The organism is Arthrobacter sp. Hor0625, assembly GCF_052567525.1.
Genome location: NZ_CP199586.1, coordinates 2,936,284 through 2,952,056, shown reverse-complemented (window position 1 = coordinate 2,952,056; position 15,773 = coordinate 2,936,284). Strand labels below are relative to the sequence as shown.

Annotated in this window: 13 protein-coding genes; 4 read left to right on the top strand and 9 right to left on the bottom strand. The window is 68.9% G+C overall.

What is annotated here, in order from left to right; all coding sequences use genetic code 11:
- Window positions 1-13: 13 nt before the first annotated feature.
- Both ACTWLI_RS13595 and ACTWLI_RS13590 read left to right on the top strand, forming a co-directional pair.
- A complete protein-coding gene (locus tag ACTWLI_RS13595; protein ID WP_445154320.1) occupies window positions 14-1,012 on the top strand; it encodes an alpha/beta hydrolase in 999 nt (332 codons plus the stop codon).
- Between the two features lie 2 nt (window positions 1,013-1,014).
- Entirely contained in the window at window positions 1,015-2,133 is a 1,119-nt protein-coding gene (locus ACTWLI_RS13590) for an alpha/beta hydrolase (protein ID WP_445156191.1), read from the top strand.
- A gap of 32 nt (window positions 2,134-2,165) precedes the next feature.
- On the opposite strand, the gene ACTWLI_RS13585 is transcribed toward ACTWLI_RS13590, so the two are convergent.
- From ACTWLI_RS13585 to leuA, 3 genes are all read right to left on the bottom strand, one after another.
- Window positions 2,166-2,996, bottom strand: a complete 831-nt coding sequence (locus tag ACTWLI_RS13585) for an isoprenyl transferase (RefSeq protein ID WP_445156190.1) — start codon at window positions 2,994-2,996, stop codon at window positions 2,166-2,168.
- Between the two features lie 156 nt (window positions 2,997-3,152).
- Complete coding sequence (recO, locus tag ACTWLI_RS13580; RefSeq protein ID WP_056739266.1) at window positions 3,153-3,908, bottom strand: DNA repair protein RecO; 756 nt, start codon at window positions 3,906-3,908, stop codon at window positions 3,153-3,155.
- Between the two features lie 117 nt (window positions 3,909-4,025).
- A complete protein-coding gene (gene leuA, locus ACTWLI_RS13575) occupies window positions 4,026-5,765 on the bottom strand; it encodes a 2-isopropylmalate synthase (RefSeq protein WP_056739263.1) in 1,740 nt (579 codons plus the stop codon).
- Window positions 5,766-6,018: 253 nt separating this feature from the next.
- On the opposite strand from leuA, the gene ACTWLI_RS13570 reads away from it, so the two are divergent.
- Complete coding sequence (locus ACTWLI_RS13570) at window positions 6,019-7,971, top strand: M13 family metallopeptidase (RefSeq protein WP_445154319.1); 1,953 nt, start codon at window positions 6,019-6,021, stop codon at window positions 7,969-7,971.
- A 100-nt stretch (window positions 7,972-8,071) separates the two neighbouring features.
- Here ACTWLI_RS13570 and ACTWLI_RS13565 read toward each other — a convergent pair whose 3' ends face one another.
- The 5 genes from ACTWLI_RS13565 to ACTWLI_RS13545 form a co-directional block, all read right to left on the bottom strand.
- Window positions 8,072-9,667: an LCP family protein gene (locus ACTWLI_RS13565; protein ID WP_445154318.1), complete on the bottom strand. Its 1,596-nt coding sequence runs from the start codon at window positions 9,665-9,667 to the stop codon at window positions 8,072-8,074.
- 106 nt (window positions 9,668-9,773) lie between these two features.
- Window positions 9,774-10,733: a GTPase Era gene (gene era / locus ACTWLI_RS13560; RefSeq protein WP_445154317.1), complete on the bottom strand. Its 960-nt coding sequence runs from the start codon at window positions 10,731-10,733 to the stop codon at window positions 9,774-9,776.
- On the bottom strand, window positions 10,717-12,048 hold the full coding sequence (locus ACTWLI_RS13555; RefSeq protein WP_445154316.1) for a hemolysin family protein: 1,332 nt from the start codon (window positions 12,046-12,048) through the stop codon (window positions 10,717-10,719). Before ACTWLI_RS13555 ends, era begins: the two co-directional genes overlap by 17 nt.
- Window positions 12,045-12,518, bottom strand: coding sequence for an rRNA maturation RNase YbeY (gene ybeY, locus ACTWLI_RS13550; RefSeq protein ID WP_445154315.1), 474 nt, complete (start codon window positions 12,516-12,518; stop codon window positions 12,045-12,047). Before ybeY ends, ACTWLI_RS13555 begins: the two co-directional genes overlap by 4 nt.
- On the bottom strand, window positions 12,515-13,603 hold the full coding sequence (locus ACTWLI_RS13545) for a PhoH family protein (RefSeq protein ID WP_445154314.1): 1,089 nt from the start codon (window positions 13,601-13,603) through the stop codon (window positions 12,515-12,517). The genes ybeY and ACTWLI_RS13545 overlap by 4 nt, the downstream gene beginning before the upstream one ends.
- 478 nt (window positions 13,604-14,081) lie before the next feature.
- On the opposite strand from ACTWLI_RS13545, the gene ACTWLI_RS13540 reads away from it, so the two are divergent.
- Window positions 14,082-14,933 carry a GerMN domain-containing protein gene (locus ACTWLI_RS13540; protein ID WP_445154313.1) on the top strand — a complete coding sequence of 284 codons (852 nt, stop codon included), beginning with the start codon at window positions 14,082-14,084 and terminating at the stop codon, window positions 14,931-14,933.
- A gap of 70 nt (window positions 14,934-15,003) precedes the next feature.
- Here the strand turns inward: ACTWLI_RS13540 and ACTWLI_RS13535 are convergent, their stop codons facing one another.
- Window positions 15,004-15,771 carry a 16S rRNA (uracil(1498)-N(3))-methyltransferase gene (locus ACTWLI_RS13535; RefSeq protein ID WP_445154312.1) on the bottom strand — a complete coding sequence of 256 codons (768 nt, stop codon included), beginning with the start codon at window positions 15,769-15,771 and terminating at the stop codon, window positions 15,004-15,006.
- Between the last annotated feature and the right edge of the window lie 2 nt (window positions 15,772-15,773).

Sequence of the window (15,773 nt, the reverse complement as noted above, 5' to 3'; positions counted from 1 at the left end):
GTTAGGAACGCAGATGGAATGGCAGACCGACATCCTGGGTGAGGACTTCGCCTCCTGCGCTTTCCAAGCGGCCGGCCCGGACGGCGTGGAACGAACGGCCACCCTCATCCGGCATGTGCCCTCCGCGGGCGCCGGCCCCGCCCCGCGGCAGGCGGTGCTCTTCCTGCACGGCTGGAGCGACTACTTCTTTAACGAGGAGCTCGCGGAGTTCTGGACCGGCCACGGCTTTAGCTTTTTCGCCCTGGACATGCACAACCACGGCCGGAGCCTGCAGTCCGGCACGCACGGCGGCTACGTCGCCGACTTAGCCGATTACGACGCCGAGATCACCGCCGCGATGGGCATCATTGACTCCCTGGGCCCCAAGGGCTCCCCTCCCCCGCCGGTTACCCTGATGGGACATTCCACCGGCGGGCTGGTCGCGGTGCTCTGGGCCAGCCGGCACCCTGACCGTGCCGCGGCCCTGGTGCTCGACAGCCCGTGGCTGGAGATGCACGGCAGTCCGGCGGTGCGGCGCGCCGCCCGCACCATGGTCGAACCCCTCGCCCGGTTCCGGCCGGAATCGGTGATCAGGCTGCCGGAGCGGGCCTTCTACTGGCGGAGCATCAGCAGCGCCGCGGAGGGAGAGTGGGTGCTCGATGACAACTACCGGCCGCCGCTGGCCTTCCCGGTCCGGGCCGGCTGGCTCAGTGCCGTCCTCGCCGGCCAGTCGCAGGTGGCCCGGGGCCTGGACATCGATGTGCCCATCCTCGTGATGATTTCCGGGGCGAGCGCCAACGGGATGTTCTGGAAGGAATCGATGCGGCGCACGGACGCCGTCCTGGACGTCAACACCATAGCGCTGCGGGCCCTGAGCCTGGGCCGGACCGTCACACTGGAGCGGATCGACGGCGCCCTGCACGACGTGTTCCTCTCCGCGCCCCGGGTGCGGGCGGACGCCTACGCCCGGCTGGAGCGCTGGCTCCGGTCCTACGTCCCCGGCCCCGGCCCCGGTCCCGGCGGGCAGCGCTGACCATCCCCGCGTCGAAGCTTTGGCAGCGGGATGTCCTGGGCAGCCGCTTTGAGTCCCTGGAGCTGGACCTGGGCCCGGATGACGAGGGGCCCGTCATCGCCACCCTGGTCCGTCACACCGGTACGGGCGCCGCCCACGGCACAGCAACAGGCTCCGGGAAAGACACAGCGGAAGGTGCAGCGGACACTGTCGCGGCAACCGCACCGCAAGGGCAGCCCCGGGACGTTCCCGGCACGGCTGTGCCGCAGAAGGTAGTGCCGGCAAAGGCTGTGCCGCCAAAGGTGGTGCTCTACCTGCATGGCTGGGCCGACTACTTCCTGCAAACCGAACTTGCCGACGAGCTCGTGGCCGGCGGCTTCCACTTCTATGCCCTCGACCTGCGGAAGTTCGGGCGCAGCCTGCGCAGCTGGCAGACGCCCGGCTACACGACGGACCTGGCGGTCTACGACGAGGACCTCGACGCTGCCCTCACCGCTGTCAAGGCGGACGTCGCCCACCGGACCGGCCTCCCCGGACTGCCGACGGTGCATCTGCTCGCCCATTCGTTCGGAGGCCTGGTGGCCGCGTTGTGGGCCGACCGGAACCCTGGAGCGATCGGCACGCTGATCCTGAACGCGCCGTGGCTGGAGCTGCAGGGCAGCAGCCTGATCCGGAACCTCGCCCTGCAGTTGGTGGAACCCTTGGCCCGCATCGACCCCCGGCGGCCGTTGTTGCTGCCGAGCATGCCCGGCTACTGGGACAGCGTCAGCCACACGGCCCACGGCGAATGGGAGCTGGATTCCCGATGGCGGCCCCGGGAGTCGTTCCCTATCCGCCCGGGGTGGACCAAAGCGGTCCTCGCCGGTCACGCGACCGTGCAGCGGAAGCTGGACATTACGTCGCCGGTGCTGGTGATGTTGTCCGGACGCACCCGGATCCAGGCCGAGTGGTCCGAGGGACTGATGGACCTCGACGCCGTGATCGACGTCGAGGAAACGGCGCGCCGCGCGCTTGGGCTGGGCCGCCGGACGGCCGTCTTCCGCTACCCGGGGGCGATCCACGACGTCTTCCTCTCCCGGCCCGCGGTGCGGCGCGAAGCCTACGGGGACCTGCTGCTCTGGCTGAACCTGTACCCCGGGTAGTCCGGCCCGCTGGTGCTGCCCGGCCCGCTGGCTTAGGCGGGGTTGGGCGGCGCCGCCGCGTCCACCGCGCCGCCGTACCGCCGGTCACGGCGGGCGTAGATTTCCACGGCTTCCCACAGCGTGCGGCGGTCTACGTCGGGCCACAGCGTGTCAAGGAACACGAACTCGGCGTAGGCGGACTGCCACAAGAGGAAGTTGGACAGGCGCTGCTCGCCCGAGCTGCGCAGGAACAGGTCCACGTCCGGCAGGTCCGGCTCGTCGAGGTACTTCTGGATGGTCCGTTCCGTGATCGCACCGGGCTTGAGCCGGCCGGCTGCCACTTCCTCCGCGATCGCGGCCACAGCGTCGGCGATCTCCGCCCGGCCGCCGTAGTTAACACACATGTTCAAGGTGCAGGTGCTGTTGCCCTTGGTGAACTCCTCGGCGTCTTCGAGTTCGCGGATCACCGAGCCCCACAGCCTGGGCCGGCGGCCCGACCAGCGGATCCGCACTCCCCAGTCATCGAGCTGGTTGCGCTGGCGTCGCAGCACGTCCTTGTTAAATCCCATCAGGAAGCGGACTTCTTCCGGTGACCGGCGCCAGTTCTCGGTGGAGAACGCGTAGACGCTGACGTGTTCGATGCCCAGTTCGATCGCCCCGGCCATCACGTCCAGCAGGGCGGGTTCCCCCGCCTTGTGGCCCTCGATCCGGGGCAGGCCGCGCTGGTTGGCCCAGCGGCCGTTGCCGTCCATCACGATCGCGACGTGCCGCGGAATGAGCTCCGCCGGGATGGGCGGCGGTACCGCACCGGAGGGGTGCGGGTAAGGCGCCACAACCGGCTCGGTGCGGCGGCGGACCGGATTCTTCTTCTTGCCCAGGACCATACTTTTTCCCAACGACACAGTGTTTTCTACTGAGGTTTTTCTACTGAGGGTTTTCTACCGAGGTTTTTACTGAGGTTATTTAACTGAGGGTCTTTCCCACTGACGCGGCTCCTTACGGCGCGGTCTGTCCCGGCGCCGGCGCTCCCGACACTACCGCTAGGTCCGCTCCACATGCTTGAGGGACTTCAGCACCCGCTCCAGGTGCCATTGCAGGTAACTGGCCACCAGGCCCGCGGCTTCCCGGCGGTGCACCGGCGCCGAGGCATCCGCGGCCTGCCAGTTCCCGGTCAGCAACGCCCCGAGCAGCAGCACGGTCTCGGCGGCGGGCGCGGGAGAGCCCGGCGGGCGGCACTCGGAGCAGACCATGCCGCCCAGCGGAGCGGAAAAAGCGCCGTGCGGCCCCGGCGCGCCGCAGCGCGCGCAGTCGGTGAAGCTTGGCGCCCAGCCGCCGGTGGACAGGGCGCGCAGCAGGTAGGAATCCAGGATCAGCTCGGGAGCGTGGTCGCCGCGGCTCAGGGACGCCAGCGCACCGACCAGCAGGTTGTACTGGGCGGTTCCGGCCTCGCCGTCGACGTCGGTGAGTTTCTCCGCCGTCTCCGTCATCGCGGCCGCAACGGTGTAGCGGCTGTAGTCGGCGGCGATGCTGGAACCGTACGCCCCCTTCGCGACGGCCTGGGTGACGACGTCGAGGGTGCGCCCGGAGATGAGCTGAAGGTCCGCGACCATGAACGGCTCCAGCCGGGCCCCGAAGCGGCTGCTGGTGCGCCGGACGCCTTTGGCGACGGCCCGGACCTGCCCGTGGTGCTTGGTCAGCAGCGTGATGATGCGGTCGGCCTCGCCGAGCTTGTGGGTGCGCAGGACGACGGCGTCATCGCGGTACGAGCGCGCAGCGAAGGAAGACGGTTGGGGCACGGTTAATCTTCGCACTGACTTCCGGGAAACGCCGCCTTTGCCTCACGGGCGGCGGGGGAACGGCAGCGCGCCGCCGGGCTTCCGGCGGCGCGCTACCGTTGCGTCCGTTCAGTCCGGTCAGCCGCGGGCGTCCCGGATGGCGCGGTTGACGGCCGAGATGACGGCCTTGAGCGAGGCCATCGAGGTGTTGGCGTCGATCCCGACGCCCCACAGCACCCGCTCCCCTACGGCGCATTCAACATAGGCGGCGGCCTGGGCGCTGCCGCCCTCGGACAGGGCGTGCTCGCTGTAGTCCAGGACCCGGACGTCCACGCCGTCCTCGCGCAGGATGCTCAGCAGCGCCGCTATCGGGCCGTTGCCGCTGCCGGTGCGGCGGACCTGCTTGCCGTCCACCTTCAGCGCCGCCGTCAGCACCATGGTGCCGTCCTCGTCCGATTCGGTGCTGACGGCGCCCAGGGCGTAGCGGCCCCACTGCGTTTCGGCGGCGGTGGAGGGCAGGTACTCGTCCTGGAAGAGCTGCCACAGCTGGGCGCCGCTCACTTCCCCGCCCACCGTGTCGGTGCGGCGCTGGATGACGCCGGAGAATTCGATCTGGGCGCGGCGCGGCAGGTCCAGGTTGTGCTCGTTCTTGAGCAGGTACGCCACGCCGCCCTTGCCGGACTGCGAGTTGACCCGGATCACGGCCTCGTAGCTGCGGCCCAGGTCCTTGGGATCGACCGGCAGGTACGGGACCTGCCAGGCGTAATCCGCGACGTCCTTGCCGGCGGCGGCGGCGTCCTTCTCCAGTGCCTCCAGCCCCTTCTTGATCGCGTCCTGGTGCGAGCCGGAGAACGCGGTGAAGACCAGGTCGCCGCCGTAGGGTGAACGTTCCGCGACGGGCAGCTGGTTGCAGTACTCGACCGTACGGCGGACCTCGTCGATGTCGGAGAAGTCGATCATCGGGTCGATGCCCTGGACGAACATATTCAGGCCCAGGGTCACCAGGTCGACGTTGCCGGTCCGCTCGCCGTTGCCGAACAGGCAGCCCTCGATCCGGTCGGCGCCGGCCAGGTAGCCCAGTTCGGCGGCGGCGACGCCGGTGCCCCGGTCGTTGTGCGGGTGCAGGGAGAGGATGATGCCCTCGCGCGGGTGCAGGTGGCGGCTCATCCACTCGATGGAATCGGCGTAGACGTTCGGGGTGGCCATTTCCACCGTGGCCGGCAGGTTGATGATCACCTGGCGGTCGGCGGAGGCCTCGAAGACGTCGGCGACGGCGTTGCAGACCCGAACGGCGTAGGCCAGTTCGGTGCCGGTGAAGGACTCCGGCGAGTACTCGTAGGTGATGTGGGTGTCCTCGAGGGTTTCCTCGTACTTCTTGCACAGCCGGGCGCCCTGCAGGGCGATGTCGAGGATGCCGTCCTCGTCCTGGTTGAAGACGACCCGGCGCTGCAGGACCGAGGTCGAGTTGTACAGGTGGACGATGGCCTGCTTGGCACCGACCAGGGACTCGTAGGTCCGCTCGATCAGGTGCTCCCGGGCCTGGGTCAGGACCTGGATGGTGACGTCGTCGGGAATGTGGTTGCCCTCGATCAGCTGGCGGACAAAGTCGAAGTCCGTCTGCGAGGCGGAGGGGAAGCCGACCTCGATCTCCTTGTAGCCCATCCGGACCAGCAGGTCGAACATCTTCATCTTGCGGGCCGGGCTCATCGGGTCGATCAGCGCCTGGTTGCCGTCGCGCAGGTCCACCGCGCACCAGCGCGGGGCCTTGGTGATGACTTTGTCGGGCCAGGTCCGGTCCGGCAGTTCGACCGTGATCAGGTCCTGGAACGGGACGTAGCGGTGGACCGGCATTCCTGAGGGCTGCTGTGCGTTTCGCATTACTATCGGGGCCTTTTCTGTGGTTCCTGGTGAAAGGGTGGCCGGGGCAACACAAACTCCGCAGCGAGGGTGGGCCTTGCGCTAGATCGCGTCTGAGGCCTCGCCGCGGCAGCTAAGAAGAAGCAGTTCTGCACGCACATTTTCACAGTAACACGGGTGCGTAAGATGAAGGAGCCATACCCCCGCAACGTCCACCATGCAGACGCCGGGCCGGTGCCAGGCCCGGTCCGGCGTCCTCTTCGAAGGAGCCCCAGTGCCGCTTTCCGGGATCGACCAGTCCACCATCGACGACGGCGTCCGCCCGCAGGATGACCTCTACCGGCACTTCAACGGCCGCTGGTTGAAGGGCACCGCCATCCCGGATGACCGGCCCCTGGAGGGAACCTTCACCGCCCTGCGGGACGGCTCGGAACTGGCGGTCAAGGAGATCATCCTGGAGGCCGCCGGCCGCGGCAGCGCGGCGTCCGGCATCGAACGCAAGATCGGGGACCTCTACAACAGCTTCATGGACGAGGCCACGGCTGAGGCCAAGGGCGCGGAGCCGATCCGGGAGCGGCTGGCGGAGGTTTTCGCCACCGGTTCCGTGGCCGAGCTCATCGGGCTGGCCGGGCGGCTGTTCCGCGCGGACGTCTCCGGATTGTTCTACATCTATCCGGCACCGGACGCGGGCAACCCGGACCGGATCCTGCTCTACACGGGCCAGGGCGGCCTGGGGCTGCCGGACGAGTCGTATTACCGCGAGGAAAAGTTCGCGCCGATGGTGGAGGCCTACCGCGGGCACGTGCGCACGCTGTTCGGGCTGGCCGGCGTCGCCGATTCAGACGCGGCGGCGGACCGGGTGGTGGACTTGGAAACCTCCCTCGCCTCCCACCACTGGGACAAGGTCACGCTGCGCAACCCGCAGAAGACGTACAACCTGAAGTCGGCGGAGCAGGCTGCCGATCTGTTCCCGCTGCTCTCCGCCTGGTTCGACGCCGCGGACATCGCCCCGGAGAAGCGGACCGAGCTGGTCGTCAGCACCCCGGACTTCTTCGCCGGTGCTGCCGGGCTGCTGGAGACGGTGCCGCTGGCGGTGTGGCAGGAATGGCTTGCCCTGCGGGTCATCAGCGCCGCCGCCCCGTACCTGTCGGCCGCGTTCGTGGACGCGAACTTCGCCTTCTACGGCACCACGCTCAGCGGCACGCCGCGCAACCGCGACCGCTGGAAGCGGGGGGTTGCAGTGGTCGAGGCCGCCCTGGGCGAGGCGGTCGGGCAGATCTACGTGGCCCGGCATTTCCCGGAGAGCCACAAGGCGCACATGCGCTCGCTCGTGGGCAACCTGATCGAGGCGTACCGCGGTTCGATCACGGAGCTGGCGTGGATGGGCGAGGAAACGAAGCTTGAGGCGCTGAAGAAGCTGGACTCCTTCCGGGCCAAGATCGGTTACCCGGAAAAGTGGATCGACTATTCCGCGGTCGAGATCGACCCGGCGGACCTCCTGGGGAACGTCGAGCGGGCCCACAGCGCCGACGTCGACCGGCACCTCGACGAGGTGGGCAAGCCCGTGGACCGGGAGAAGTGGCTGATGACGCCGCAGACGGTCAACGCCTACTACCACCCGCTGCTGAACGAGATCGTGTTCCCGGCCGCGATCCTGCAGCCGCCGTTCTTTACCGCCGACGCCGACGACGCCGTCAACTACGGCGGCATCGGCGCGGTGATCGGCCACGAGATCGGGCACGGCTTCGACGACCAGGGCTCGCAGTACGACGGCAGCGGGATGCTGCGGAACTGGTGGACCGAAGCCGACCGGACCGCGTTCGAGGCGCTGACGTCAAAGCTGGTGGCCCAGTTCGACGCGCTCTCCCCCGCCGAAGCTCCGGGCCACCACGTGAACGGCAAGCTCACCCTCGGCGAGAACATCGGCGACCTCGGCGGCCTGACGATCGCCTACAAGGCCTACCTGATCAGCCTCGGCGGGCAGGAGCCGCCGGTCCTCGACGGGCTCACCGGCGCCCAGCGCTTCTTCGCCTCCTGGGCCGCCAGCTGGCGGCAGGTGATCCGGAACGAGGAGGCCGTCCGACGGCTGGCGACGGACCCGCACTCCCCCAACGAGTTCCGCACCAACGAAATCGCCAAGAACCTCGACGCGTTCCATACGGCCTTTGGGACGACCGCAGCCGACGGGATGTGGCTGGCTCCGGAGGAACGCGTCAGCATCTGGTAGGCGCAGCCCGTCCCGGGAGTCCAAAAAGAGGGGGTCGGCCCGCGGTAACGTCCGCGGACCGACCCCTCTCTTTGCTGCCTCGGCGTGTGGCTTGCTGACCCTAGGGGACGACCAGGGCCGGGTTGGCCTGCTGGCACTTGGCGTCGCCGGCGGTCTGGTTGACGATGTCCGGCGGGAGGGACACGGGTGCGTCGGCCTGCTTGGTCCCTGACTTGTAATCGCTGCCCAGGTACACCTGCACGCCGGCCACGTCAGCCGGCAGGACCTGCTTGGCGGGAACCCCGAGCAGCGCGGCGACGTCCTTGGCCACGTCGGCGAAGTCCGGGCCGTAGTACACGGCCGTGGTCGCCACCGCCTGGGCGGCGAACTGGCCGGTCTGGCTGAACCCGGCGGCCTTGAGCGCGGTCACCACCTCGTTGGCGCGGGCGGCGTCGGCGGAGCCGTTGGCCACGGTCACCGGCTGCAGCGCCTTGTTGTAGGCCGGCGCGCTGGGCGTGGCGGCTTCGCTGGGCGCGGCACTGGCGCTGGCGGACGCGGTGCCCGACGCGGACGGGCTGGCGGACGGGGACGGTTTGGCTGTCGGGTCGGTCAGGTCAATGTCCTTGCGCATCGCGGCGAACAGCTCGGAGGCCGCCGGTTCGGCCAGCTGCAGCCGGTTCGGGTCCGATTCCGCGGGCTCGGTGGGCGCCGCCACGAACGCTACCTTGCCGACGTCGATGGTCTTCAGGCGGTTTCCCACGGTCAGCAGCGTCGGCACGGACGCCAGGCCGTCGTCGATCGTCAGGTTCTTGGTGATGGCGTCCGCGATGCCGAGCATCCGGGCCGGGTTGGACAGTGTGCCGTCGTCCTTGATCTTGCGCACCAGCGCGGACAGGAACCCTTGCTGCGCCTTGATCCGGCCCAGGTCGCTGCCGTCACCGAACGCGTGCCGGGTGCGCACGAACGCCAGGGCCTGCTCGCCCTTGACCTGCGAGGTGCCCTTGGGCAGCCGCAGGCCCGAGTCCGGGTCGTAGACCGCGTCGCTGATGCACACATCCACCCCGCCGACGGCGTTGGAGAGTTCCTTGACGGCGTTGAAGTCCGCCATCATGAAGTGGTCGATCTCCAGGCCGGTCAGCTTGTTGACGGTGTCGACAGCGCAGCCGATGCCCGCCTCGGTCATGGCCGCGTTAATCATCACGCCGCTCTGGGCCGGGTACTGCTTGTTGGTCTTGGGGTCCTTGCACGCCGGGGCGTCCACCAGCAGGTCGCGCGGGAAGCTGATGACGCCGACGCGCTTGTTGTCCGCGGAAATGTCCATCAGCATCATGACATCGGAGTGCCCGTAGCCGGAGGAGTCGTCCTTGGTGCCGTACTTGGAGTTCTTGCCGTCGCGGGTGTCGGTGCCGAGGATCAGGATCTGCATCCGGCCCGACGCGTCGTCGGGTGCGCCCTCGGTGCGGCTGTTGCCGGCGCCCAGGGCCTGGGTGGTGATGTTGCCCTGCAGCCGGATGACCCAGTACGCGCCGAAGGCGATCACACCCACCAGCATGACCGACAGGACGATCGTGGTGGCCTTCAGCCAGCCGGGGATCCGCCGGGCGGCCGCGAGGTGCCGTGCGGGCCCGACGGCGGTCTCATCCGTATGCCGGGCGGCCGCCCCGGGCCGGGTCGGCGGGCCTGTGCCGTCTGCACGGTTATCACGGGGTCGAACCACAGGTGGAGCCTTCCTAGACGAACGGGAGTCAAGCTATTTTACGGTCCGAAACTGGGAAAACCCCGAGGAACGTACCCCCGGGCGGGTCCGCCCGGGGACCGGCGGCCTAGAACCCGAGCTTGACCAGCTGCTTCGGGTCACGCTGCCAGTCCTTGGCGACCTTGACGTGCAGGTCCAGGTAGATCCGTGCCCCGAGCAGCGCCTCGATCGCCTTCCGCGCCGTGGTGCCGACCTCACGGAGCCGTGCACCGCCCTTGCCGATGATGATGGCCTTCTGCGAGGGCCGTTCGACATACAGGTTGACGCGGACGTCCAGGAACGGCCGGTCCTCGGGCCGGTCCTCGCGGGGGACGATCTCGTCGACGACGACGGCGAGTGAGTGCGGAAGCTCGTCGCGGACGCCTTCAAGGGCTGCTTCGCGGATCAGCTCCGCGATCATCACCGCCTCGGGCTCGTCGGTCAGGTGCCCGTCCGGGTACAGCGGCGGCGACGGCGGCATGTGGCGGACCAGCACGTCGGCAACGGTGTCCACCTGGAACCCGTCCGTGGCGGAAACCGGGACGATGTCCTTGAAGCCTTCCCCGCCCAGGACCTCGCGGCCCAGCTCGGCGACGGCCAGCAGCTGCTCGGTCAGACCCTGGCGGTCCACCGTGTCGGCCTTCGTCACGACAGCGACCACCGGCTTGCTGCCGAGCCCGGCCAGCTGCGCGGCGATGAACTTGTCACCGGGTCCGATTTTTTCGTTGGCCGGCAGGCAGAAGCCGATCGCGTCGACCTCCGCCAGCGTGTCCGCCACCAGCTCGTTCAGCCGCTTGCCCAGCAGGGTCCGCGGCCGGTGCAGCCCCGGGGTGTCGACGAGCACCAGCTGCGCGTCCGGGCGGTGCACGATGCCGCGGATGGTATGCCGGGTGGTCTGCGGCTTGGCCGAGGTGATGGCGACCTTCTGGCCCACGAGCGCGTTCGTCAGCGTTGACTTCCCGGCGTTCGGCCGGCCCACCAGCACCGCGAATCCGGCGCGGTAACCGCCGTAGGGCGCTTCGCCGTCGGACTTATTCTGCTTGCTCACGTGGAACTCCCTGGTGCGTTGGTTCGGCCTCGTCGAGGAGGTCTTCAAGGTCAGTTTCTTCCTTTGGAACGGCCGCCGCAATGATGTGGCTGACGCGGTTCCGGCGGCCCTCGAGCCGGTCGGCGCGGAGGGTGACGCCATCGACGGTGACGGTGCTTCCGACGATCGGGACCCGTCCGAGCGCCTTGGCGAGCAGGCCGCCGACGGTGTCGACCTCGTCGTCGTCGAGCTCGAGGTCGAACAGTTCGCCGAGGTCGTCGATGCTCATCCGGGCGCTGACCCGGTAGCTCCCGCCGCCGAGCTCCACCGCTTCGGCGGCCTCGGTGTCGTATTCGTCCACGATCTCGCCGACGATTTCCTCGATCAGGTCCTCCAAGGTGACGAGTCCGGCGGTGCCGCCGTATTCGTCGATGACGATCGCCACGTGCGTGGATTCCTTCTGCAGCTCACGCAGCAGCTCGCTCACCGGCTTGGAATCGGGGACGTAGCGCACCTCCCGGGCGAGGTCGTCGACGACGGGCGGTTCCTCGCCGGGGGCCAGGTTGTGCACCGCCGCGGCGACATCCTTGAGGTAGACGATGCCGAGGATCTGGTCCGTGTTTTCGCCGATCACCGGGATGCGCGAGTAGCCGGAGCGGAGGAACAGCGACATCGCCCGGTGCAGGCTGGAGCCCGAGTCGATGCTCAGGATGTCGGTGCGGGGCACCATGACGGAGCGGACCAGGGTGTCGCCGAAGTCGAAGACGGACTGGATCAGCTCGGCCTCGTTGTCCTCGATCACGTCGGATTCGCTGGCGCGCTCGACGAGTTCGCGGAACTCCTCCTCGCTGAAGAAGGCCTCGTTGTCCGCCGGTGCGCCCGGCGCGACGGCGCTGCCGAGCGTCACCAGCCAGCCGGGAATCGGGCCCAGCACCCAACAGAGCCACCGGATCAGCGGCGCGGAGAAACGCACCATGCCGGCGGAGTGCACCCGGCCGAGCTGCCGCGGCGAGACACCGACAATGACGAAGCCCAGCAGCGCCATGATGCCGGTGGCGGCCAGCCCGGCGAGCCAGACGTTGTCCAGCAGGCTGTGGAGCAGTACGGTCACGGCCACCGCGGAGGCCATCTCGAACCATATCCGCCAGAACCGCAGCGCCCGCATGTGGGCGACCGGCTGGGCGAGGATCCGCTTGAGCGCGGCGCCGCGGCTGTGCAGCACCGCTTCTTCGGCGTCGTGCCGTGGGAGGTAGTTGAAAGCGGCCTCCGCCGCGGTCAGCACGGCGGCAAAACTGAGGAAGACCAGCGCCATGCCGGCCAGGATCAGTGGGGTCACTGAATCGTCTCTGCCGGCGCGGCCTTACCGGTGAAGCCGGAGAGCAGTTCGCGCTGCAGGCCGAACATCTCCTCCTTCTCCTCCGGCTCCGCGTGGTCGAAGCCCAGCAGGTGCAGGATGCCGTGCGTGGTCAGCAGCAGCATCTCGTCCTGGGTGGAGTGGCCGGCGTTCTTCGCCTGGACTTCGGCTACCTGGGGGCAGATCGCGATGTCGCCGAGCATGCCCTGGGGAGTGGGCTTGTCCGGGGTGCCGGGGGTCAGTTCGTCCATCGGCACGGAGAGCACGTCGGTGGAGCCGGGCTCGTCCATCAGTTCGATGTGCAGCTTCTCCATCGCGGGCTCGTCGACCAGCAGGATGGACAGCTCGGCCTGCGGGTGGATGAAGAGCCGCTCGAAGACGTACCGTGCCAGCGCCACCAGTTCCGCTTCGTCGACGGCAACGCCGGATTCGTTGTTGACCTCGATGCTCATGCGCGTTCTCCCCGGTTCTCCCGGGCGGCGGAGTGCTTGACCCGGTTCCTTTGTGCCTCGTCCCAGATGCTGTAGGCGTTGACGATGTCCCCGACGAGGCGGTGGCGGACGACGTCGGAAGCGTCCAGGACCGAGAAGTTGACGTCCTCGATGCCGTGCAGGATGTCCTCGACGATCCGCAGCCCCGAACGGGTGCCGAAGGGCAGGTCCACCTGGGTGATGTCACCGGTAACCACCATCTTGGAGCCGAACCCCAGGCGGGTGAGGAACATCTTCATCTGCTCGGGGGTGGTGTTCTGGGCTTCATCGAGGATGATGAACGCATCGTTGAGCGTCCGGCCGCGCATGTAGGCCAGCGGCGCCACCTCGATGGTCCCGGCGGCCATCAGCCGCGGGATCGATTCGGGGTCCATCATGTCGTGCAGCGCGTCGTAGAGCGGGCGCAGGTACGGGTCGATCTTGTCGCTGAGCGTGCCGGGCAGGAACCCCAGCCGCTCCCCCGCCTCAACGGCGGGGCGGGTCAGGATGATCCGGTTCACTTCCTTTTGCTGCAGCGCCTGCACGGCCTTCGCCATGGCCAGGTACGTCTTGCCGGTGCCGGCCGGCCCGATGCCGAAAATGACCGTGTTCGCGTCAATCGCGTCGACGTAGTTTTTCTGGTTCAGGGTCTTCGGCCGGATGGTCTTCCCGCGGCTGGAGAGGATGTTGTGGGTCAGGACCTCCACCGGGTTCTGCAGCGACTGGCTGCGCAGCAGCGAGACCAGCTGCTGCAGCACGGCTGGGGTGACGACGGTGCCGCGCGCCACCAGGCCGCGCACCTCGGTGAGCAGCCGCATGATGCGGGGCACCTCGGCGGCCGGACCGTTGATGGAGAGTTCATTCCCGCGGACATGGAAGTCGACGCCGGGAAACTGGGTTTCGATGAAACGCAGCGCCTCATCGTGGCTGCCCAGGGACTGCACCATCTGGTCGGAGTCGTCGAACAGGACCACTTCCGTCCGCAGGCCTGGGAGGGAGTGGGGGAATTCCCCTGCGGTGCGCTCGCCCGCGCTGTTCCGGGCCTTGCCGTTGGCTGCTTCAGTCATAGTGGTGGCCCGCGGGCCTCTGGTCCCCTCCAGTTCGAAATTTCCCGCCGCGCCGGGTAGTTTGCGGCTTCTTACATCTTACGCCAGCGCATCCGCCGTCCCGCGACACGAGGAGCCGCAACAACAGAGCCGCATCGCCGGAGCCCGCGCCAACAGAGCCCCCGACACCAGGGGCCGCACCGCCGGCGGCGGGCCGTTTGGTATCAACTTCATATCGTCCTCATATCGTTCCCGTTGCAGTTCGCCGCGAGGCGCCGAATCCCGGCCGGGACCTCCTGCCGCTGTGGGATGCTGGATTCGGTCCTGCCGGGGAAGCCGCCGGCGCCGGGCCCCATTCCGCGGGAGCCGCCCCAGGACCGCACAGCGAAGGGACCGCACCATCAGCCAGCGTGGACAAAACCTCACGGCAGCAGGCCGGCGCACGCGCCGCACCCTGCTGCTGCTGGTACTGCCCGCTGCCCTGGCCCTCTCCGGCTGTGTGGCCACCCCGCAGCCCGGGATCACGAATTCGAACACGCCCTCACGCACCGTGCCGGGCCCGACGGCCGGCGTCGCCACCACGAGCGCACCGCTGGAGTCCACCCAGGCCTCCAACAAGGCCCCGGTCTACTGGATCGGTCGCAGCAATGACAACGTCTTCCTGTACCGGGAGTTCCGGGACGTTTCCGAGGACGACAACCCGATCACCCGCGCACTGCGGGTGATGATGTCCCAGAAACCGCTCGACCCGGACTTCTTCACCCCGTGGCAGAACCCGAAAATGCTGGCCACCTCGATTTCCGGCAAGAACGTCATCACGGTGGATGTCTCCGCGGACGCCTTCAACAGCAACCTCGACGCCGACATGGCCGAACGCGCCATCCAGCAGCTGGTGTACACCGCCACGGCCGCCGGCGCCAGTGCCGGCCTGACGGACACCGGGCAGCAGATCCAGGTCGTCGTCCTGGTCGACGGGCACACCGACTATGTGGCCTTTAACCGGGTGCGGCTCGGCTCGCCGACCTCGCGCAGCGTCGGAATGGTGGCCCCGGTCTGGATTATCGATCCGCAGGAGGGCACCGAACTGGCCGACGGCGCCGTCAAGATTTCGGGCCGGAGCACCGTGCCCGGAGGCAAACTCCGCTGGGAGCTGCTGCGCACGGACGGATCCGCCAAAACCCCCTACCTGAACGGGACGATCACGGCCGCCAGCGGGGCGGACCAGGCCGGGATGTTCAGCCTGAGCGTCAACCTGGGTCCCGGCAGCTATGAGGTCCGGGTGTCGCAGGTCGATCCCGCCGGCAAGGTCAAGGACCTGAACGTCGACACCCGCGGCTTCACCGTCAAGTAGGCCCGTCAGGCAGGCCGGTCAAGCAGGCCGGGCGGGGTCATCGCCCGCAGCCTTCCCGAAGGAAAAACCCCTACCAGCGTCCGAGGATGTCGCTGGCGAGCACCGTCGCGGCGGGGCCGGCCGTGGAGGACCGCAGCACGTGGTGGCCGAGCAGCGCCGTGACGGCACCCGCGCCGCAAAGCCGGGTGACCTCGCGGGGGCTGATCCCGCCCTCGGGGCCGACGATCAGAAGCACTTCGCGGACGCCTGCCGCCCCGCTGCCGTGGGCCCATCCTTCGAGTACCTGGCGCAGCGGCCGCACCGCGTCCTCGTGCAGGATGACGGCCAGGTCCGCGGCGGCAACGGCGGCCTGCAGCCCGGCGCCGTCGACCGCGGGGCGGACCTCGGGGATCCAGGCCCGGCGCGCCTGTTTGGCGGCCGCCGTGACCACCGACTGCCACTTGGCATGGGCCTTCGCGGCACGTTCGGGCTTCCAGCGGACGATGGAGCGCTCCGCCTGCCACGGAACGACGGCGTCGATTCCCAGCTCCGTAGCGGTCTCCGCGGCGAGCTCGTCGCGGTCCCCCTTGGCCAGGGCCTGCACCAGGACCAGGCGGATGTCGGGCCGGGCCTCCGTGCTGACCTCCCGGCACTCGACCGTCAGTTCCTGCCCGGCGACATCGGCGACCGTGCCGGTCAGCCGGGTGCCGGCGCCGTCGGCGAGGTCGACGGCCTCCCCGACGGCGAGGCGCTTGACGGTCACCGCGTGGCGGGCCTCCGCGCCGTCGACGACGAACGTCGTGCCGGGGGCCTGGCCGTCGAGGGCGCCTGCCGGGGTGAAGAAGACCGGGTTGCTCACCG

Excerpts from the sequence above, each read along its gene's own strand:
- ACTWLI_RS13595 (WP_445154320.1), top strand. The coding sequence starts at position 14 with ATGGAATGGCAGACCGACATCCTGGGTGAGGACTTCGCCTCCTGCGCT.
- ACTWLI_RS13585 (WP_445156190.1), bottom strand. The coding sequence starts at position 2,996 with ATGGTCCTGGGCAAGAAGAAGAATCCGGTCCGCCGCCGCACCGAGCCG.
- leuA (WP_056739263.1), bottom strand. The coding sequence starts at position 5,765 with ATGCGAAACGCACAGCAGCCCTCAGGAATGCCGGTCCACCGCTACGTC.
- ybeY (WP_445154315.1), bottom strand. The coding sequence starts at position 12,518 with ATGAGCATCGAGGTCAACAACGAATCCGGCGTTGCCGTCGACGAAGCG.
- ACTWLI_RS13545 (WP_445154314.1), bottom strand. The coding sequence starts at position 13,603 with ATGACTGAAGCAGCCAACGGCAAGGCCCGGAACAGCGCGGGCGAGCGC.